The sequence below is a fragment of the Colwellia sp. BRX8-7 genome, from assembly GCF_014077275.1.
In the GTDB taxonomy this organism is placed as follows: Bacteria; Pseudomonadota; Gammaproteobacteria; order Enterobacterales; family Alteromonadaceae; genus Colwellia_A.
On sequence record NZ_JACGVP010000014.1, the window covers coordinates 76,204 to 94,495 of the forward strand.

The window sequence follows — 18,292 nt, forward strand, 5'->3', positions numbered from 1 at the left end:
ATGCACGATTTATTTATATTAATTAAAACAGCAGAGGCTATTGAAACAAGTTCATTTGATCACTGGTTAATTTTTCGAAACTACTCCCGACAAAAGGTAAAATAGCATCAGCAACGGTCGCTAATTGCCGATCGATATAAAACTGGTAATCGAGTGGCGCGTTAACATAACCTTTTGCTTGCGGTCCAGAAGTCGTGATCAAGTACTCTATCCAACCACGTTGCTGATATTTTAGCGGTTGCTTATTTATCTTGTTTATATCATCGGCTAAACGTGCTGCTTTCACATGTGGAGGCACGTTTTTAACGTAATGATCTAACTGCCTACGAATGCGTTTACGATACACCAGTAAATGATCTAATTGCCCTGCTGATGTTTGAGTAACAATATTGCGTACATAGTCAGCAAAAGGTTCGCCATTAAATATTTTTAAATACAACTCTCGTTGAAAAGTTTTAGCCAGTTCAGTCCAATCGGTGCGGACGCTTTCTAAGCCTTTAAAAATCAATTCTGATGAGCCATTCTTTTCTACCATGCCAGCATAACGCTTCTTAGTACCAACATCTTGCCCTCTGATGGTTGGCATCAAAAATTGGCTAAAATGTGTTTCAAACTCAATTTCAAGTTGGCTTTCTATCGCAAATTCTTTTTTAAGCGTTGCTTGCCACCTAAGATTAATTTTATCTTGTAAGGTTTTACCCAGCTTTTGACATTGCTGGTGGTTAAAATCATCGTCAACACTGACAAAAATAGAATCGGTATCGCCATAAATGACTTGATAACCATCATCTTCTAGCCACATTTTAGTGGTGATTAATAATTCATGGCTTCGTTTAGTGATTGAACCGGATAAACGAGGATCAAAAAATCGACATCCCGTTGAACCTAATACTCCATAAAACGAATTCATAATAATTTTTATTGCTTGTGACAATGCCGCATTTTTATCTTTTTTAGCGATATCACGCTCTAACCACAACTCATTAATAATTTCAGGTAAAAAATGCTTATCTCTAGAGAAATAAGCACCATCAAAACCTTTGATACTAGTCTCTGGTGATTGTAAACCTTCAATTAGGCCCATAGGATCAATATTAAAACTTCGAATAATAGAGGGGTAAAGACTTTTAAAATCAAGTACTAAGACGTTTTTATATAAACCCGGAATAGAGTCCATCACATAACCACCAGGAGAAATTAGCCCTTGCAAGCCATCGCCCATATTGGGCGCAATATAACCACTACGGTGTAATTTAGGTAAATATAAATTGGTAAACGCTGCCACAGAGCCGCCAATACGGTCTATAGATAAACCAGTTAGTTTGGCGCGCAAACGCGTGAATTCGAGTAACAAGGATTGTTCAAAGATCAGCGTAACTAAATGGCAATCTTCAAGGTTATAAGCGGCTAAAGCTAGCTTGTCATTGGCAAAGTTGTCGTTAATCTCTTGCATTCTATTGTCAACATCATCGACCTTTTTCCCTTTACCTAATAAGGCATTGGCAACAAAATCAAGGGAAAAACTTGGAAAGTTATAAGTCGCGTTTTTTAGTAAATCAATACCATCAAGGACCACTCTGCCAGCGACATCAATAAATTTTTGTTCATTTTGACTACCACCTGCCGAACGTGTTCGCCAGCGAGGTGACTTATCATTGCGGCCGATATTAAAAGGGATGTTATAAATATCACACCGTTTTTGTAGCAAATTAAAATCAAAGTTTATCACGTTCCAACCAATAAAAATGTCGGGGTCGTGGATTTTTATCCAAGCGATCAGCTCAGCGAGCAGCGCTTGTTCATTGTCAAGCCAAACGATGTGCTCTGCGATTTCTGTCGCCTCAGCGTCGGATAACTTTGACTGCGTTATTTTTGCTAAAAACTTGTTTTGATCACCGATCATCAAAACACATTTTATCGGCTTACCATCAGACATTTTATGAGAATGTAAACCAATAGAATAAAGCTCCCCTACCATTGAACACTCAATATCAAGTGATACCATAGTTAAAGCAATATCATCAAGTAACTGAGTCTTATCCGTTGCTCGGCATTTGTCACTATAAAAGGTAGCAAAGTTAGTCTGTGAAAACTGTTTGGCAGATTCGGTTACCGATGAAGCTGTTAACCGAGGGATAAATTCAATACCAGCGGTAATAAAGCGCTCCATTAAAAAGCGTTCATCAGGGCGAAAATCGTCTTCATAGCATTTTATTTTGGCTTGTTTTAAAACATCCCGTGCGCGATAGAATTCACGCATCGTTGAAAAATAAAAGCCACTGACGAGTTGCTGATTAAAGGTTTTAAGCGCAAGCGGGGTAACTTTAGCCGTTACTATTCGCTGCTCCGACAGGAGACTTTGCGCGCGTAGTTGCTGCGTTTGTTCAACAAAAAATAATGCCTGTTGATTTTGCACAATAACATTAACAGCACCTTGAAGGGTTTTAACCCATAAAGACAATTCGATACCTTGTTTGGTATCATAGGCTTGACGGGTTAATAAAAAGCCATAATTCAAGCTAGGCGTTAATTTTTCTACAGTTAATGACATTAATTATTTTAATTCGTTGCGGATAACGATAAACTGTTAATATATACAGCAGTATATACTCATCCTATTTGAAGATACAGGATTCAGCCTATTTAACTGGAATGAGTATATAACCTAATGAACCCTAAATGGCTAACAGCATGCTAAGCGATAAAATTAAAGTAGCAATTCGCACATCGTATAAAACCATTGGTGAAAATTTAGAAAACTTTCATCCAAGAAAACAGCAAACTTTTTTGATTGCCGAAATAGCTAAAACTCTTGCGGGAGAATACGATAAAGCGCGAAAAATTATTATCATAGAAGCCGGCACCGGTACGGGTAAATCATTGGCTTATTCATTAGGCGCTATTCCGTTAGCGATGTCACGTCAAAAAAAGGTCTGTATTTCTACTGCAACAGTTGCGCTACAAGAACAATTAGTGGATAAAGATTTACCCTTCTTAAAGAAACATTCAGGCTTAGATTTTAATTTCACCTTAGTCAAAGGTCGCCAGCGCTATGTTTGTCGGCAAAAATTAGCGCTTGCTGTCAGTCAAGACGATTCACCTCAGGCCGGTTTCACCTTTGCGCAAAAACCTAATGCCATGGATATAAAGCTATTACATCATTTACATAAAGCGTTGACGGATAATAAATGGCAAGGCGATCTAGATTCTTGGGCTGACCCTATCCCTCATCATTTATGGCAACAAATTCAATGTGACAAACACAGTTGTTTAAAACATTTAGCCGATCACACCCATTGCCCTTTTCATAAAGCTCGAGAAACCATGGAGTCTGCCGATGTGTTGGTCATTAACCATAGTTTATTACTGGCTGATTTAGAGCTTGGTGGAGGTGTTATTTTACCCTCGCCAGAAGACACTTTTTACATTATTGACGAAGCACATCATCTGCCTAAAGTAACCCGTGATCATTCAAGTGCGAATGTTGCCATTAAAGGTGCTATTGATTGGCTAACTAAGTTAAAAGAAACCGGCGATAAAATGGCAAAATTAATAAAGTCGACTTCGGCCATTACACCCTCGTTAAAGTTAGGGGACGATTGCCAAGATTTATTAATGGAAATGCAAAAAGTTGCGAGCTTTATCGAAAACAATCAAGCGTTATATTTCAATGAAAAAGCTAAAGAAAATAGCCGCTTTTCTCGTGATGACGAGGCGGCATTATATCGTTTTGAAAACGGAATCGTTCCACCGAACTTAAAAAACTCAGCTAAAGATTTAGCAGAGCTCAGTAAAAAATGTTTAGGACATTGCAACAAGCTATATAACTTATTGATGGAGTCAGTGAAAGACGGGGAGTGTAAAATGTTTGTTGCCGAGCCCTTACTTGCAGAAGCTGGTTTTATGATCCAACGGTTAGAAAATTTCAACTCACTATGGAAAATGTATGCCAAAACAGACAGTGAGAAAGGCGCTCCAATGGCAAGGTGGTTCGAAAAACTGACAGGGAAACGTAGTGACTTTTTAGTGTCGGCTTCCCCTATTGAAGTGGGCTTTACCCTTGAAGATATTCTCTGGTCAAAATGTGAAGGGGCGGTATTATGTTCAGCCACTATTTTAGCATTGAATTCGTTTGAGCATTTTCGACGCCAGGTCGGTTTACAAACGAATGATGGCACCCAATATCAAAAAGTCGACTCACCGTTTGATTATCAAAACAATGCGCAACTTGTTATCGCTAAAATGAAAAATGAGCCAAGTAGCCCTCAGTTCACCGATGAATTAATTAATGAGTTACCGGCGTTAATTAAGCAAGAAAAAGCCTGCTTAGTGCTATTTTCTTCGTATTGGCAAATGGAACAAGTAGCTAAATCCTTACGAGAGCAGCACAAAATGGAGATTCTAGTTCAGGGTGAGCAGTCACGTCAGCATATTATTGAGGCCCATAGAAAACGCTGTGATGAAGATAAAACCAGTATAATTTTTGGCACACAAAGTTTTTCTGAGGGTTTAGATTTACCCGGTAAATATTTAACGAATTTGATTATTACCAAATTACCCTTCTCTGTGCCAACATCACCCGTTGAAGAAGCACAAGCTGAATACATTACCGCTAAAGGCGGCAATCCTTTTATGTCGATTTCAGTACCAGAAACATCCAAAAAACTGATTCAAGCGACAGGACGATTACTGCGAAATGAGAAAGATACCGGTATCATTACTTTAATGGATAAACGTTTAGTGACCAAGCGCTATGGTAAGCAATTACTTGATTCTTTACCGCCCTATCAAATTATTTCAAAAGGATAAGCTTTGACTAACCTCACTAACCGTACAAAAGCGTCAAACTCAACTAATCGTCGATTATCAAAGAGTCGCGCATTAAAAGATGTTAAGCCTCGCCCTGCCCCAGCAGATCGAGTGTTAGTACTTTTCAATAAACCCTTTGATGTACTGTCACAATTTACTGACGATCAGCAGCGTAAAACCTTAAAAGATTTTATTCCGGTTAAAGACGTTTATGCGGCTGGGCGTTTAGACCGCGACAGTGAAGGCTTATTGTTGCTGACCAATGACGGGAAATTGCAGCACAAACTGGCTAACCCAACCGAAAAAACTGAAAAAACCTATTGGGCACAAGTCGAGGGTGTACCACAGGAAGCTGATTTACAAAAACTTCGAAAGGGTGTAGAACTAAAAGATGGCCAAACGTTACCAGCGAAAGTAAAAGTGATCAATGAACCAGACCTTTGGCCACGTAATCCGCCGATACGCGAGCGAGCGAATATTCCCACGACATGGCTCAGTATCGCGATTACCGAAGGAAAGAACCGGCAGGTCCGCAGAATGACCGCGGCTATTAATTTTCCAACGCTACGACTTATCCGTTACAGCATTGGTCAATACAGCCTTGACGGTATCGAAAATGGCCATTACCAACAACTTAAAAGTGAATAAGAATATGACACTAGCAGTTAACACTGCCGGTAATGACCATGGCGAAGATCAATTTAAGCCCAATGCTACCGTGGCAGCTATTATTGTTCATCAAAATAAGTTTTTATTGGTTGAAGAAATTGAAAAAGGTAAAAAAGTCTTTAACCAACCTGCTGGACATTTAGAGGCGAATGAGAACTTAATTAGTGCCATTGAACGAGAAGTTCTTGAAGAAACAGGCTTAACACTTTCGCCGAATTACGTTTCAGGTATTTATTATTTTTATCGCCCGGATATTAATCTTTATTACCTTCGATTTTGTTTTGTTATCGAACTTGATGAATTTCTACAAAGTATCCCTCAAGATGATGAGATTATTGCCACCCATTGGCTGTCATTTGATGAAATAAAAGCAAAATCTGCACAATTACGCAGCACGCTGGTCTTGGAATGTATTGAGGATTACTTAGCTGTTTTGAAAAATGGAAAAAAAATATCATTATCTTCATTAAAATCCAATCTTTAATCTATGCCCCTAAATCCTGACATGCTATAATTTTTCGCCTTTTTCTCTAGATTTGTAGTTTTAATGTCATCACAAGTATCATCGAGCGCTGAAAACCAAAACACCGCGCCTATAAGTAAAGCACCACACGACACCAAAGTAATTGTTGGTATGTCTGGCGGTGTTGACTCCTCTGTTTCTGCACACTTATTGATTGAACAAGGTTATCAAGTTGAAGGCCTGTTCATGAAAAATTGGGAAGAAGACGATACCGATGAATACTGTGCAGCGGCACAAGACCTCGAAGATGCACAACTTGTTTGTGACAAACTCGGCATAAAGTTACACACCATTAATTTCGCAACAGAATACTGGGATAATGTTTTTGAGTATTTCTTAGCTGAATATAAAGCAGGTCGCACGCCGAACCCTGATATTATGTGTAACAAAGAAATCAAATTTAAGGCCTTCTTAGAGTTTGCTTGTGAAGACTTAGATGCCGACTATATTGCCACCGGACACTATGTTCAGCGTGAGTTTATTGATGGTCAGTGGGCTATGTTACGCGGGTTAGACAGTAATAAAGATCAAAGTTACTTTTTATATACGCTAAGCGATGAGCAAGTGGGACGGACATTATTCCCTGTGGGTAATATCGAAAAGCCTGCAGTACGCGCCATTGCCGAACAGGCTGACTTAATCACTCATAATAAAAAAGACAGCACGGGTATTTGTTTTATTGGTGAGCGTAAATTCAAAGATTTTTTAGGTCAATATTTACCCGCGCAGCCAGGAAAAATTGAATCCGCTGAAGGCGATGTCATTGGTGAGCACGACGGTTTAATGTACCACACGCTAGGTCAGCGCAAAGGCCTTCGCATAGGCGGTTTAGCTAATGCCGGAGAAGAGCCTTGGTACGTTGTTGAAAAAGATTTATTGCGCAATGTTTTAATTGTTGGTCAAGGTCATAACCACCCTCGTCTATTTTCTAAAGGTTTAATCGGTAATCAATTGCATTTAGTGAATCGTAAACCTCTTGATACGCCAATAAAATGTACCGTTAAAACCCGCTATCGCCAAGATGATGTCCCTTGTCATCTATCTCCGATGAGCGATGGTGAATATTTAGTCATGTTTGATGAAGCACAAAGTTCAGTAACGCCGGGACAATCTGTAGTTTTTTATCAAGATAATATTTGTCTTGGCGGCGGTATCATCAACACACTTATCCGTTAAGTTATAACGAAAATTAGTTGAGCAGTTAATAGTTATGAACAGTATAAATGAACAAACCCTAACACTTGCCGCGGTTTGTCAAGTCGCTTATTGGGTACAAAAAACATCTCGTAGTGGGCAAATAGACGAAGACGAACTCGCTTTATTACTTAATAGTGTCATGATCACATCGCCTAAAAACACCATGGAAGTTTACGGTGGTGAAATGAGTCATTTAAAAATAGGATTAACAACACTAGTTAACCATTTAGGCAATAAATCAACTAACAAAGATCCTGAAATCACCCGTTATGTGGTGAGCTTACTGGGTTTAGAGCGTCGTTTAAGTAAATATAGCGATAAAATGAATGCGCTCGGTGAACGAATTAGCCAAAGCCAACGTCAATTAGTACATTATGGCATTACCAGTGAAACACTCGTTTCGAGCTTAGCGTCAATTTATAGCGATTTGATCAGCCCGCTCGGAACACCTATCCAGGTAGCAGGCGAACCCGCTATATTAAAGCAATCAGTCAATCAACATAAGATACGTGCCTTGTTATTAGCCGGTATTCGCTCAAGTGTTTTATGGCGACAGGTCGGTGGACAACGCCGAAGTATTTTATTTTCACGTTCAAAATTGGTTGAATGTGCCGAGCAGCTGCTCAAAGCTTGTTAAACAAATTCAAAATTAGTTTTTAACCTTACTTTAAATATTAGGAAAACCCTATGGAACTTTCAGCGTTAAGTGCAATATCTCCAGTAGATGGTCGTTATGGCAGCAAAGTTAAGTCATTACGCCCTATATTCAGTGAATTTGGTTTAATAAAATACCGTGTTACCGTTGAAGTTCGTTGGTTACAAAAACTTGCAGCAACGACAGAAATTGCAGAAGTTCCGGCTTTTAGTAATGACGCTACGGCAACATTAAATGCGATTGTCGATAACTTCAGTGAAGTAGACGCACAGCGTATTAAAGACATTGAAGCGACCACTAATCATGATGTAAAAGCGGTTGAGTATTTCTTAAAAGAAAAAATTGCTGATCATGCTGAATTAAACGCAGTCACTGAGTTTATTCATTTTGCTTGTACATCTGAAGATATTAACAACCTTTCGCACGGTTTAATGTTAAATGACTGTCGTACCGACGTTTTATTACCAGAAATGGATAAAATATTAGCGGCAATTAAAGCACTAGCAATTGAATACAAAACCATTCCAATGATGTGTCGTACTCACGGTCAACCTGCTTCTCCAAGTACTTTGGGTAAAGAAATGGCCAACGTTTATATTCGTCTTAAACGTCAACGTGCCCAAATTGCTGATGTTGAATTATTAGGTAAGATTAATGGTGCTGTTGGCAATTACAATGCACACCTATCAGCTTACCCTGAAGTTAATTGGCATGAATTTGCTAATGAATTTGTTACTTCATTAGGTTTATCGTTTAATCCCTTTACGACTCAAATTGAACCACATGATTACATTGCCGAATTATTTGATGCCATTGCCCGCTTTAACACCATCTTAATCGATTTTGATCGTGATATTTGGGGTTACATCGCGATGGGTCACTTTAAGCAAAAAACCATTGCCGGTGAAATTGGTTCGTCAACAATGCCACATAAAGTTAACCCAATTGACTTTGAAAATTCTGAAGGTAACTTAGGCATTGCTAATGCATTATTTACCCACTTGGCGCAAAAATTACCTATTTCTCGCTGGCAACGTGACTTAACTGATTCAACGGTTTTACGTAACTTAGGTGTTGGTTTTGCTCATGCGATGATAGCTTACGGCGCTACATTAAAAGGTATTAGTAAGTTACAAGTAAATGAAGCAAATCTAGCTGCTGAATTAGACAGCAACTGGGAAGTTTTAGCTGAACCCGTACAAACAGTAATGCGTCGTTATGGTATCGAAAAGCCATACGAAAAATTAAAAGAGCTAACTCGCGGTAAACGCGTTAATGGCGACTCAATGCGCGCTTTCATTATGACGCTTGAATTACCTGATGCGGCTAAAGCACAGTTATGTGAAATGACACCCGCGAGTTACATAGGTCGCGCAGTAGAGTTTATTAACGAATTAGACTAGTTTTATCTAAACGTATGCTAATAAAAAGGAACCTCGCGGTTCCTTTTTATGTTCAGGATGAACGGTATAACGTGATGGCATGGATGCCAATGAACGTATATGTTCAGGATGAACGCAATAGTATGACGTGATGGCATGGATGCCAATGAACGTATATGTTCAAGATGAACGGAAACCTATATGTCTTGGCTTTTTAGCAACGCCCTGATTTATTGAGGTATTAGTGCATTTATGCACGCCAATTAACAGTAGTAAAATAGAGAGTAACACGTAATGCAAAAAATCCATTGGGGCGAATTAACGCCTGAGCAGTTTTTAAAAGAATATTGGCAAAAAAAACCGTTATTAATAAAAGGTGCGTTCAAAGACTTCACCGACCCAATTGATGCCAACGAACTTGCTGGCCTCGCGATGGAAAGCGAAATTGAATCGCGTATTATTGCCTGTAATAATGGTGACTGGCAAGTAGAGCAAGGTCCTTTTGATTCATTCGATAAGTTTGGCGAACAGAACTGGACGCTACTGGTGCAGGCGGTAAATAATTGGTCTCGCGATACCCAATCATTGCTAGCAGCTGTTAATTTTATTCCACAATGGCGTATTGATGATGTAATGGTTAGCTTTTCAACACCCAATGGCGGTGTTGGTGCTCATTTAGACCAGTACGATGTCTTTATTGTGCAAGGTGAAGGAAAGCGTCGCTGGCAAGTTGGTGCGCCTGATAGTTCACTAAAACAGCTATTACCTCACCCTGATTTAAAACAAGTCTCTAGTTTTGTTGCTGTTATCGACGAAATAACCGAAGCAGGTGATTTACTTTATATTCCACCAAATCATCCACACAATGGCGTGTCATTAGAGAACTCGATGAATTTTTCTATTGGTTTTCAGGCACCGAATAATCAGGAATTATGGTCTGGTTTTGCTGATAAATTAATAGATGAAAACCTTGGAGAAGCACGTTTTCCTGATAATGAACGTTCACTAACCAGTCATCCCGAACAACTTGAACAAATGGATATCGAAAAGTTAAAGGCGTTCATGAAAGCACAACTTGATGACGATAAGTTATTTACTCCTTTTATCGGCAAATATCTTACACAGAACCACCATGCCTTAGAAATATTAATGCCGGTCACGCCTATCGACAGCGAACAACTTTCCGATATTCTGGCTGAAGCAGAAAATACCTTAGTGCCTGTTTCCGGGATAAAAAGCTTAATTGTTCCTTTTCAACATCAAGAACAAGCGCCCAACGAAACAAGCTTTTTATATATTAATGGTGAAAGCTTTTTAATTGATAAAGAAACAATCACATTAGCGACATACCTAACAAAACAGCAAACTTTGACCACTCAAACAGTAAAAAGTTTACTAACAAATTTGAAAAATGAACAATTATTGACTAATGTTCTAAATATGGGCTTTTGGTATATTGAATAACAACACGTGGAATAGTTATAATGTCGTTCAGTGTCAGTAGAGTAAATTGGGAACAAGCGGCATCACTATTAAGAGATGTCCGCGAAAAAGTTTTTATTTGTGAATGGCGTATTCCACGAAAAATAGAGTTTGACCGAAAAGATCACTATGCATTTCATGTCTTAGTTTGTGATGATATTACTCAAGAGCCCGTTGCAACGGGCCGTATATTATCTACGGGGGAGATTTCTCGCATCGCTGTATTGATGTCTTTTAGAAAAAGAAACATCGACAGAGATGTTGTCAAAGGTTTACTGGCTATTGCTAAAGATCTCAAACTTGATGAAGTATTTATTTATAGCCCACTTGATGATGTTGAATATTTTAGAAAATTTAACTTTATCAGTGCTGGCGCAGTATTTATGGAAGCAGGTATGCCAAGACAGCGTATGACCTGTGCTGTTGAGAATATAAAAAAATCTACTCGCTTCGCTTTTAATCACTAGTTTATTAATTCCTACTCTCCAAATAAGCCACTCTTCTTATCCTTTTGCCACTATTATTAAATTTTGTGCTTTATTCTATACATTTACCCTAACATAGTGACCGTTATATTTTGATCTGACGGCTAGCGCAACATTAGGCTAAGTGGTATTGTGCGCATCGAAACAATACAACTCTTATTACAGAAGTAAAAAGAATATTAACAAAACTTTTTACGTGGAGATTTAGAAGTGGCAATTTTTGATTTAGTAGATTTCGACAATCATGAACAAGTTGTTTATTGCAGCGATGATGCAACAGGCTTAAAAGCTATCATAGCAGTACACAGTACTGCACTTGGACCGGCAGCAGGTGGCTGTCGTTTTTGGGATTATGTAAATGATGAAGCAGCATTAAAAGATGTTTTACGTTTATCAAAAGGCATGACCTACAAAAATGCTATGGCTGGGTTAAAACTTGGCGGTGGTAAAGGGGTTATTATTGGTAACCCTAGACACTTAAAGTCAGACGATTTATTCAAAGCTTATGGCAAAGCCGTTAATAATCTAGGTGGCCGTTATTACACCGCTGAAGATGTAAATATTACTACTGGTGATATGGCTATTGTTAATCAAGTTACCGACTATGTTTCGGGTCTTGAAGGAAAAAGTGGTAATCCAGGCCCCTTCACTGCGCTAGGTACATTTTTAGGTATTAAAGCAGCGGTTAAGTTTAAATTAGGATCTGATGATTTAACCGGTATTAAAGTGGCTGTTCAAGGGCTTGGTAGTGTTGGTTATTCACTTTGTGAGCGACTTCATGCTGCGGGTGCGAAATTAATCGTCACTGATATTAACCAAGAAATTTTAGATAAAGCCGTTGCCGAGTTAGATGCGACAGTTGTTAGCTTAGACGATATTTACAAACAAGATGTTGAAGTATTTTCACCTTGTGCGTTAGGCGCGTCGATTAATGACGATAGCATTGCAGAACTTAAAGCGGTGATCATTGCCGGCTGTGCTAATAACCAACTTGCAGAAAGTCGCCATGACCAAGTCCTTTTAGACAAGGGTATTTTGTATGCGCCTGACTACGTCATTAACGCTGGGGGAATTATAAATGTTGCCCTTGAAATTTATCCTGAACCTTATTGTGCTGATAAGGCGACAAGTTTGGTCGAAAATATTTATCACACATTAATGAATGTTTTTGTAACAGCGAACGAGAAAAACTTACCAACAGGTAAAGTAGCTGATGAAATGGCGAGAGCTATAATAGCTAATGCTGGAAAATAATTTTCCCGTGTAAACTAAAAAGCCGCACTATATAAATAAAGTGCGGCTTTTTTTTCGCTATAAATTGTTGGCATCAACTCACACCAACAATGTTATCAACTTATAGACTAATTAACGGGTAATGTTGGTACCTGAATACCTGACATTTCTAGCATTACTCTAACTACCTGGCAGCTGTAACCAAATTCATTGTCATACCATACATACAATACAGCGCGATCGCCATCAACAATCGTTGCTTGAGAGTCAACAACTCCAGCGTATCGAGAGCCAACCAAGTCAGTAGAGACGATTTCAGTTGAAGCCGTATAATCTACTTGATTTTGTAACTTAGAATTTAACGAAATATTACGTAAGTAATCGTTTAACGCTTCTTTATCCGTTGATTTTTTCAAATTCAAATTCATGATAGCCATTGAAACGTTTGGTGTTGGTACACGAATCGCGTTACCCGTTAACAAACCTTTCAATTCAGGTAATGCTTTAGCAACCGCTTTAGCAGCACCCGTTGTGCTAATAACCATATTTAATGGTGCACTACGACCGCGGCGAGGAGCTGGATGGTAGTTATCAATTAAATTTTGATCGTTCGTATATGAATGAACCGTTTCAACGTGGCCATTCTTAATACCGAACTCATCGTTAATGGCTTTTAACACTGGTGTAATAGCGTTAGTGGTACAACTCGCTGCAGAAACAATTTTGTCATCCGCTAAAATCATATCTTGATTCACGCCATAAACGATATTTTTAATATCACCTTTAGCGGGTGCTGTTAACAATACCTTAGCAACACCTTTTGATTGCAAATGTTGCCCTAGACCTTCTTCGTCACTCCATACACCGGTGTTATCAACAACTAAAGCGTCATTAATACCATATTGGGTATAGTCGATTTCGCTAGGATTTTTTGCGTAAATAACTTGAATAAATGCGCCATTAGCTTTAATGACACTATTTTCTTCATCGATAGTAATACTACCGTTAAAAGCACCATGCACTGAATCACGACGTAATAGGCTGGCACGTTTTGCTAAATCACCTTTACCACTTGGGCGAATAACAATAGCACGTAGATTTAATGTTGAGCAGGGTCCTGCGCGTTCAATTAACAGACGCGCTAATAAGCGACCGATACGACCAAAACCATAAAGAACAACATCTTTAGACTTTTTTGGGTCAGTATTTTTATTAATTGATACTAATTCTTTTTCTAAAAACTGCTCAATTGACAGACCATTAGCTTTACCAAGAAATAAATAACGGTAGGCCAATTTACCGACATCAATACGTGCTGGTGCTAAATCCATGTGTCTTAATGCATCAATAAAAGGAAAGCTTTCACGTAAACGTAATTTACTGTCTTCATGTAGCGCAACAGATTTATGTGCTTTAATGATATCAATTGCAGAAGCATTAACTAATGGACGACCATAAATAGATACTTCGAGACCTTTGTTTCTGAAAAGTTGCCCTATAATAGGTTGCATATTTTCAGCAAATGTTTGGCGTTCTTGCCAGCTAGCTTGGTATTGTTCCTCAAGATGAGAAGTCATTGCGTAAACCTTTTTATTTCAGTCAATTGAACGATGAGTTATTATTAATATTAGCACTAATAACAATAATAATTAATTGCGGCACTATTGTAATCGAACCTGAAAACTTTCGCCACTAGTTACAGATAATATCACGCTCAAATATGGGACAAAAATGAAGACAATAATAGCCTACTTCTCACTAATTTTTTTATTAACCGCTTGTGATAGCAAGCCAAACTTTGCTGAACTTTGTGAAAGTAATTCTGAAATCTGTAATGAATTTCAAGAAGACTCATGGTGTAAACGAGAACGTATTATGGTGGGTTTTTCTAATTTAGAGGAAAAATTGGCTAGTTCAGATCTACATAAATATCACCAACTCATTGCTTACGAAGATTACGCACAATGTATGGTTCATGCCTCAAAAATTGAGCATATTAAATTAAAACATAAACAAACGATGAGAGTTGATAACGCAATTCAAGCACAGAATCGTATCAAAGAGATATCAAAAGAAACAATAACCTCAGATCACCCTCACCTGCTCTACTATCACTGGTCGAGATATATCAACGAAGAATCTTTAAATAAATTTTTAGCACAAGAAGGGACAAAAGCCCTTGAAAATTCAAGGTCGCAATATAACTTAGCGACGCATTATACAAAAACAGATCCTAAAAAGACCTTAACGTTACTTTATCGAGCTTTGCAATTATACCAGCCAGATCAGAAAATAAATGCAGAAATCTTTCAGTCAATAGCAACGATATTTATAGAAAAGCAAGATGTTAAAAAAGCTTATCTTTGGTTAAGAATTTTACGTTTACATTCGCCAGAAAATAAAGAAGTGACTGAAAAGTCTTTAAATAATTATGTTGTAGGTTATAAATTAAATAAAACATTATTAGATAAAATTGCCAATATAACCTTAGATAAAATTGAAGCAGGAACCTTTGAGTCACCAAAGGTTTAGGTTTAATCAAGAGATTAAACCTTGTCTTTTTAAAATGCGCTAAACTGTAAACTTAATGAATTAACACAATAGCGTTTACCGGTGGGTTGTGGGCCGTCATCAAATACATGACCCAGATGAGAGTCACACGTACTGCAAGTGATTTCTGTACGCATCATTCCAAGGCTGTCATCTTCAATGTAGGCGACATTTGGGCTAATAGCGGCAGAAAAGCTTGGCCAACCGCAACCCGATTGAAATTTATCTGTTGAAGAAAAGAGCTCCTTTTCACAACAGGCACAATGATAAACACCGGCTAGCCAATGATCGTTATACTCGCCACTGAACGGTTGCTCTGTGGCAGCCAAGCGACATACTCGAAAAGCCTCGGGTGTTAACTTATCTTGATAAGGGTCTTTAGACATATATTTTCACCTTTTTATTTTGAATGACCAAATTCGATCATTTCGCGCTCAGGGTGTGACCATTCAACATGAAATTTCTTTCCTGGCGCTTGATCAACCCGTTCAAAAGTATGTGCACCAAAAAAATCTCTTTGTGCCTGTAATAAATTTGCAGGAAGAACCGCGGTACGCATCGCATCATAATAGGTCAACGATGAACTTATTGCACTGGTTGAAATTCCCATTAAAGCGGTTTCTGCAACAGTTTTACGCCAATTTAATTGATGAGCATTTAATTGCTCCACAAAGAATGCATCTAGCATTAAATTTTCTAACTTCGCATTACGTTTAAAAGCATCGGTAATAGATTGTAAAAATGCTGCACGAATAATACAACCCGCTCGCCATATTTTTGCAATACTGGCAAAATCTAGCTCCCAATCATGCTCTTGCTCCGCTTGCTTCATTAATTGAAAACCTTGGGCGTAAGCACAAATTTTCGCACAGTAAATCGCATCATGTAAACGAGCAATAAACGCTGTTTTTTCTTGTGCATTTAAGGTCTTAGCTTCAGGGCCGTTAAGCAGACTTGAACTCTGCACTCTTAAATCTTTAAATGAAGAAATGGAACGTGCGTATACCGCTTGGGCAATAGTGGGAGCGGGTGTACCTAATTCTAAACTGCTCATCGCAGTCCACAAACCTGTACCTTTCTGCCCCGCTTTATCGAGAATCAAATCCACTAGCGGGATGTTATCTTCGGTCACCTTATGGCGAAGTACCTCGACAGATATTTCCATTAAATAACTGTCTAGAGGACCTTGGTTCCATTGTTCAAAAATATCAGCAATCTCATCTGTTGATAAATTTAAACCCGCACGTAAAGTATGATAGGCCTCACAGATAATCTGCATATCCGCATATTCAATACCATTGTGAACCATTTTTACATAATGACCCGCACCGGCTGGGCCAATATAGGCGGCACAAGGTTCGCCTTTTTTAATGGTTTCTCCTGGCTTAGTCCGCTCTAAAGGTTTGCCTGTTTCGGCGTCAACCTTAGCTGATATTGCTTCCCAGATAGGTTTGATGCGAGTCCATGCATAAGGAGAGCCACTGGGCATTAAAGCAGGACCAAATCTAGCGCCGACTTCTCCGCCAGAGACAGCGGAAGAAAATAAAATAAAATTACTCTTATACTTTTTCTCCCGAGCAACGGTATCAACCCACAGACTATTACCCGTATCAATAATAATATCGTCGGGTTGAATACCAGCGCCAATCAAACTCTCAGAGACTTGATCAACAGGAGCACCAGCAGGTACAGAAAGTACAATAAGATGGGGAGTTTTTAATCGCGATAATAATTCTGTATATGATGAGCAACCGTGAACACGTTGCTTATTTTCACCATTTTCCAATTTGTCTTGGGCAATAACGCCAAGCACTTTTTCATTATCTAAATCAAAAGCAGCAATACTGTAACCGTTGTCGGCTAAGTTTAGCACCAAATTTTTACCCATTACACCAAGGCCAATAAAGCCGATGTCACACAAACTATTGTCTTGTGTCATAGTAGAAAGTCCATAAATACTGAGAAATACAATGGCATTTATTCTACCATGAACAAAACTAAGCCACTAGCAATTAAAGTCGACCCAATTCGTAATAAAACGTCTTTTTTATCAATTAAAGGCCAAATACGACAAGTATCGCTTGTATAAATCTCAAAATGATGTAATTTTACTACATTATTTTCATTTGGAATTTTAACATGACTATTAAAGTTGGCATCAATGGTTTTGGCCGTATCGGTCGTTTTGTATTTAGAGCTGCTGCGCAGAGAAGCGACATTGAAATTGTCGGTATTAATGATTTAATCGACATTGACTACATGGCTTACATGCTTAAGTATGACTCAACGCATGGTCGTTTTAACGGTACGGTAGAAGTTAAAGATGGTCAGTTGATTGTTAATGATAAAGTTATTCGCGTTAGCGCTATCCGTAACCCCGAAGAACTTAAATGGGATGAAATAGATGTTGATGTTGTTGTTGAATCAACCGGTTTATTTCTAACTGATGAGACAGCACGAAAGCATTTGATCGCCGGAGCTAAAAAAGTTGTACTTTCTGCCCCTTCAAAAGATGACACCCCAATGTTTGTCTGTGGTGTAAACCTCAATGAGTATAAAGGCGAAGATATTGTATCAAACGCCTCATGTACTACTAATTGCCTAGCACCTATTGCTAAGGTTCTTAATGATAATTGGGGAATTGAAAGTGGTTTAATGACGACGGTTCATGCAACTACAGCAACACAAAAAACTGTTGATAGCCCTTCAGCTAAAGATTGGCGTGGTGGCCGTGGTGCAGGACAAAATATAATCCCTTCATCTACGGGTGCTGCAAAAGCGGTTGGTAAAGTTATCCCTGAATTAAATGGCAAACTCACTGGTATGGCCTTTCGTGTACCAACACCAAATGTATCTGTTGTAGATCTGACTGTTAATTTAAAAAGTAGCGCAACCTATCAAGAAATTTGCGATGCGATGAAATCAGCAGCTCATGGTGATTTGCAAGGCATATTAGGCTATACCGAAGATCAAGTAGTTTCTAATGATTTCATTGGCGAAACGTGTACGTCAGTCTTTGATGCGGGTGCGGGTATAGCACTAACCGATAAGTTTGTAAAAATTGTTTCTTGGTACGACAATGAAATTGGTTATTCAAACAAGGTACTTGATTTAGTGGCTTACGTCAGCGCTTATAAAAATTAATCATCTTTAGAATAAAAGTTATATCAAAAAAAGCCAAATATCTTTATTTGGCTTTTTTATTGAGATAAATGTTAGTCAAAGCCCCTTACTTGAACAACCTTAACTAGTCGATTTACGGCTCTCACTTGTAAGCCCCCCTATAAAGATGTTATTTAGCTATCGA

General features: G+C 38.5%; 15 protein-coding genes. 11 read left to right on the top strand and 4 right to left on the bottom strand.

The window, feature by feature from the left end; all coding sequences use genetic code 11:
- Positions 1-37: 37 nt before the first annotated feature.
- Positions 38-2,551 carry a DNA polymerase II gene (locus tag H4J57_RS14340; RefSeq protein ID WP_182243419.1) on the bottom strand — a complete coding sequence of 838 codons (2,514 nt, stop codon included), beginning with the start codon at positions 2,549-2,551 and terminating at the stop codon, positions 38-40.
- Between the two features lie 140 nt (positions 2,552-2,691).
- Between H4J57_RS14340 and dinG the strand changes: the two genes are divergently transcribed.
- The 9 genes from dinG (at position 2,692) to H4J57_RS14385 (ending at position 12,456) form a co-directional block, all read left to right on the top strand.
- Entirely contained in the window at positions 2,692-4,809 is a 2,118-nt protein-coding gene (gene dinG, locus H4J57_RS14345; RefSeq protein ID WP_182243448.1) for an ATP-dependent DNA helicase DinG, read from the top strand.
- Between the two features lie 3 nt (positions 4,810-4,812).
- On the top strand, positions 4,813-5,457 hold the full coding sequence (locus H4J57_RS14350; protein ID WP_182243420.1) for a pseudouridine synthase: 645 nt from the start codon (positions 4,813-4,815) through the stop codon (positions 5,455-5,457).
- 4 nt (positions 5,458-5,461) lie between these two features.
- Positions 5,462-5,962, top strand: a complete 501-nt coding sequence (locus H4J57_RS14355) for an NUDIX hydrolase (protein ID WP_070376948.1) — start codon at positions 5,462-5,464, stop codon at positions 5,960-5,962.
- A 63-nt stretch (positions 5,963-6,025) separates the two neighbouring features.
- Positions 6,026-7,177 (top strand): tRNA 2-thiouridine(34) synthase MnmA, encoded by a 1,152-nt coding sequence (gene mnmA, locus H4J57_RS14360; RefSeq protein WP_070373718.1) that lies wholly within the window; start codon positions 6,026-6,028, stop codon positions 7,175-7,177.
- A gap of 34 nt (positions 7,178-7,211) precedes the next feature.
- Entirely contained in the window at positions 7,212-7,835 is a 624-nt protein-coding gene (hflD, locus tag H4J57_RS14365) for a high frequency lysogenization protein HflD (protein ID WP_070373719.1), read from the top strand.
- A 50-nt stretch (positions 7,836-7,885) separates the two neighbouring features.
- The gene (gene purB / locus H4J57_RS14370) at positions 7,886-9,256 is read left to right on the top strand and encodes an adenylosuccinate lyase (RefSeq protein WP_070373720.1); all 1,371 of its coding nucleotides are present in this window, start codon (positions 7,886-7,888) and stop codon (positions 9,254-9,256) included.
- Between the two features lie 273 nt (positions 9,257-9,529).
- Entirely contained in the window at positions 9,530-10,699 is a 1,170-nt protein-coding gene (locus tag H4J57_RS14375; protein WP_182243421.1) for a cupin domain-containing protein, read from the top strand.
- Between the two features lie 20 nt (positions 10,700-10,719).
- On the top strand, positions 10,720-11,184 hold the full coding sequence (locus H4J57_RS14380; protein ID WP_070373722.1) for a GNAT family N-acetyltransferase: 465 nt from the start codon (positions 10,720-10,722) through the stop codon (positions 11,182-11,184).
- Between the two features lie 228 nt (positions 11,185-11,412).
- Positions 11,413-12,456: an amino acid dehydrogenase gene (locus H4J57_RS14385; protein ID WP_182217626.1), complete on the top strand. Its 1,044-nt coding sequence runs from the start codon at positions 11,413-11,415 to the stop codon at positions 12,454-12,456.
- A gap of 107 nt (positions 12,457-12,563) precedes the next feature.
- Here the strand turns inward: H4J57_RS14385 and H4J57_RS14390 are convergent, their stop codons facing one another.
- A complete protein-coding gene (locus tag H4J57_RS14390) occupies positions 12,564-14,012 on the bottom strand; it encodes a glyceraldehyde-3-phosphate dehydrogenase (protein ID WP_182243422.1) in 1,449 nt (482 codons plus the stop codon).
- A gap of 154 nt (positions 14,013-14,166) precedes the next feature.
- Between H4J57_RS14390 and H4J57_RS14395 the strand changes: the two genes are divergently transcribed.
- The gene (locus H4J57_RS14395; RefSeq protein ID WP_083277851.1) at positions 14,167-14,967 is read left to right on the top strand and encodes a DUF2989 domain-containing protein; all 801 of its coding nucleotides are present in this window, start codon (positions 14,167-14,169) and stop codon (positions 14,965-14,967) included.
- Between the two features lie 29 nt (positions 14,968-14,996).
- On the opposite strand, the gene msrB is transcribed toward H4J57_RS14395, so the two are convergent.
- Positions 14,997-15,371 (bottom strand): peptide-methionine (R)-S-oxide reductase MsrB, encoded by a 375-nt coding sequence (gene msrB / locus H4J57_RS14400; protein ID WP_182243424.1) that lies wholly within the window; start codon positions 15,369-15,371, stop codon positions 14,997-14,999.
- Positions 15,372-15,385: 14 nt separating this feature from the next.
- Positions 15,386-16,924, bottom strand: coding sequence for an NADP-dependent phosphogluconate dehydrogenase (gene gndA / locus H4J57_RS14405; protein WP_182222007.1), 1,539 nt, complete (start codon positions 16,922-16,924; stop codon positions 15,386-15,388).
- A gap of 200 nt (positions 16,925-17,124) precedes the next feature.
- Between gndA and gap the strand changes: the two genes are divergently transcribed.
- Positions 17,125-18,129: a type I glyceraldehyde-3-phosphate dehydrogenase gene (gap, locus tag H4J57_RS14410; protein ID WP_070373727.1), complete on the top strand. Its 1,005-nt coding sequence runs from the start codon at positions 17,125-17,127 to the stop codon at positions 18,127-18,129.
- Positions 18,130-18,292 lie beyond the last annotated feature (163 nt).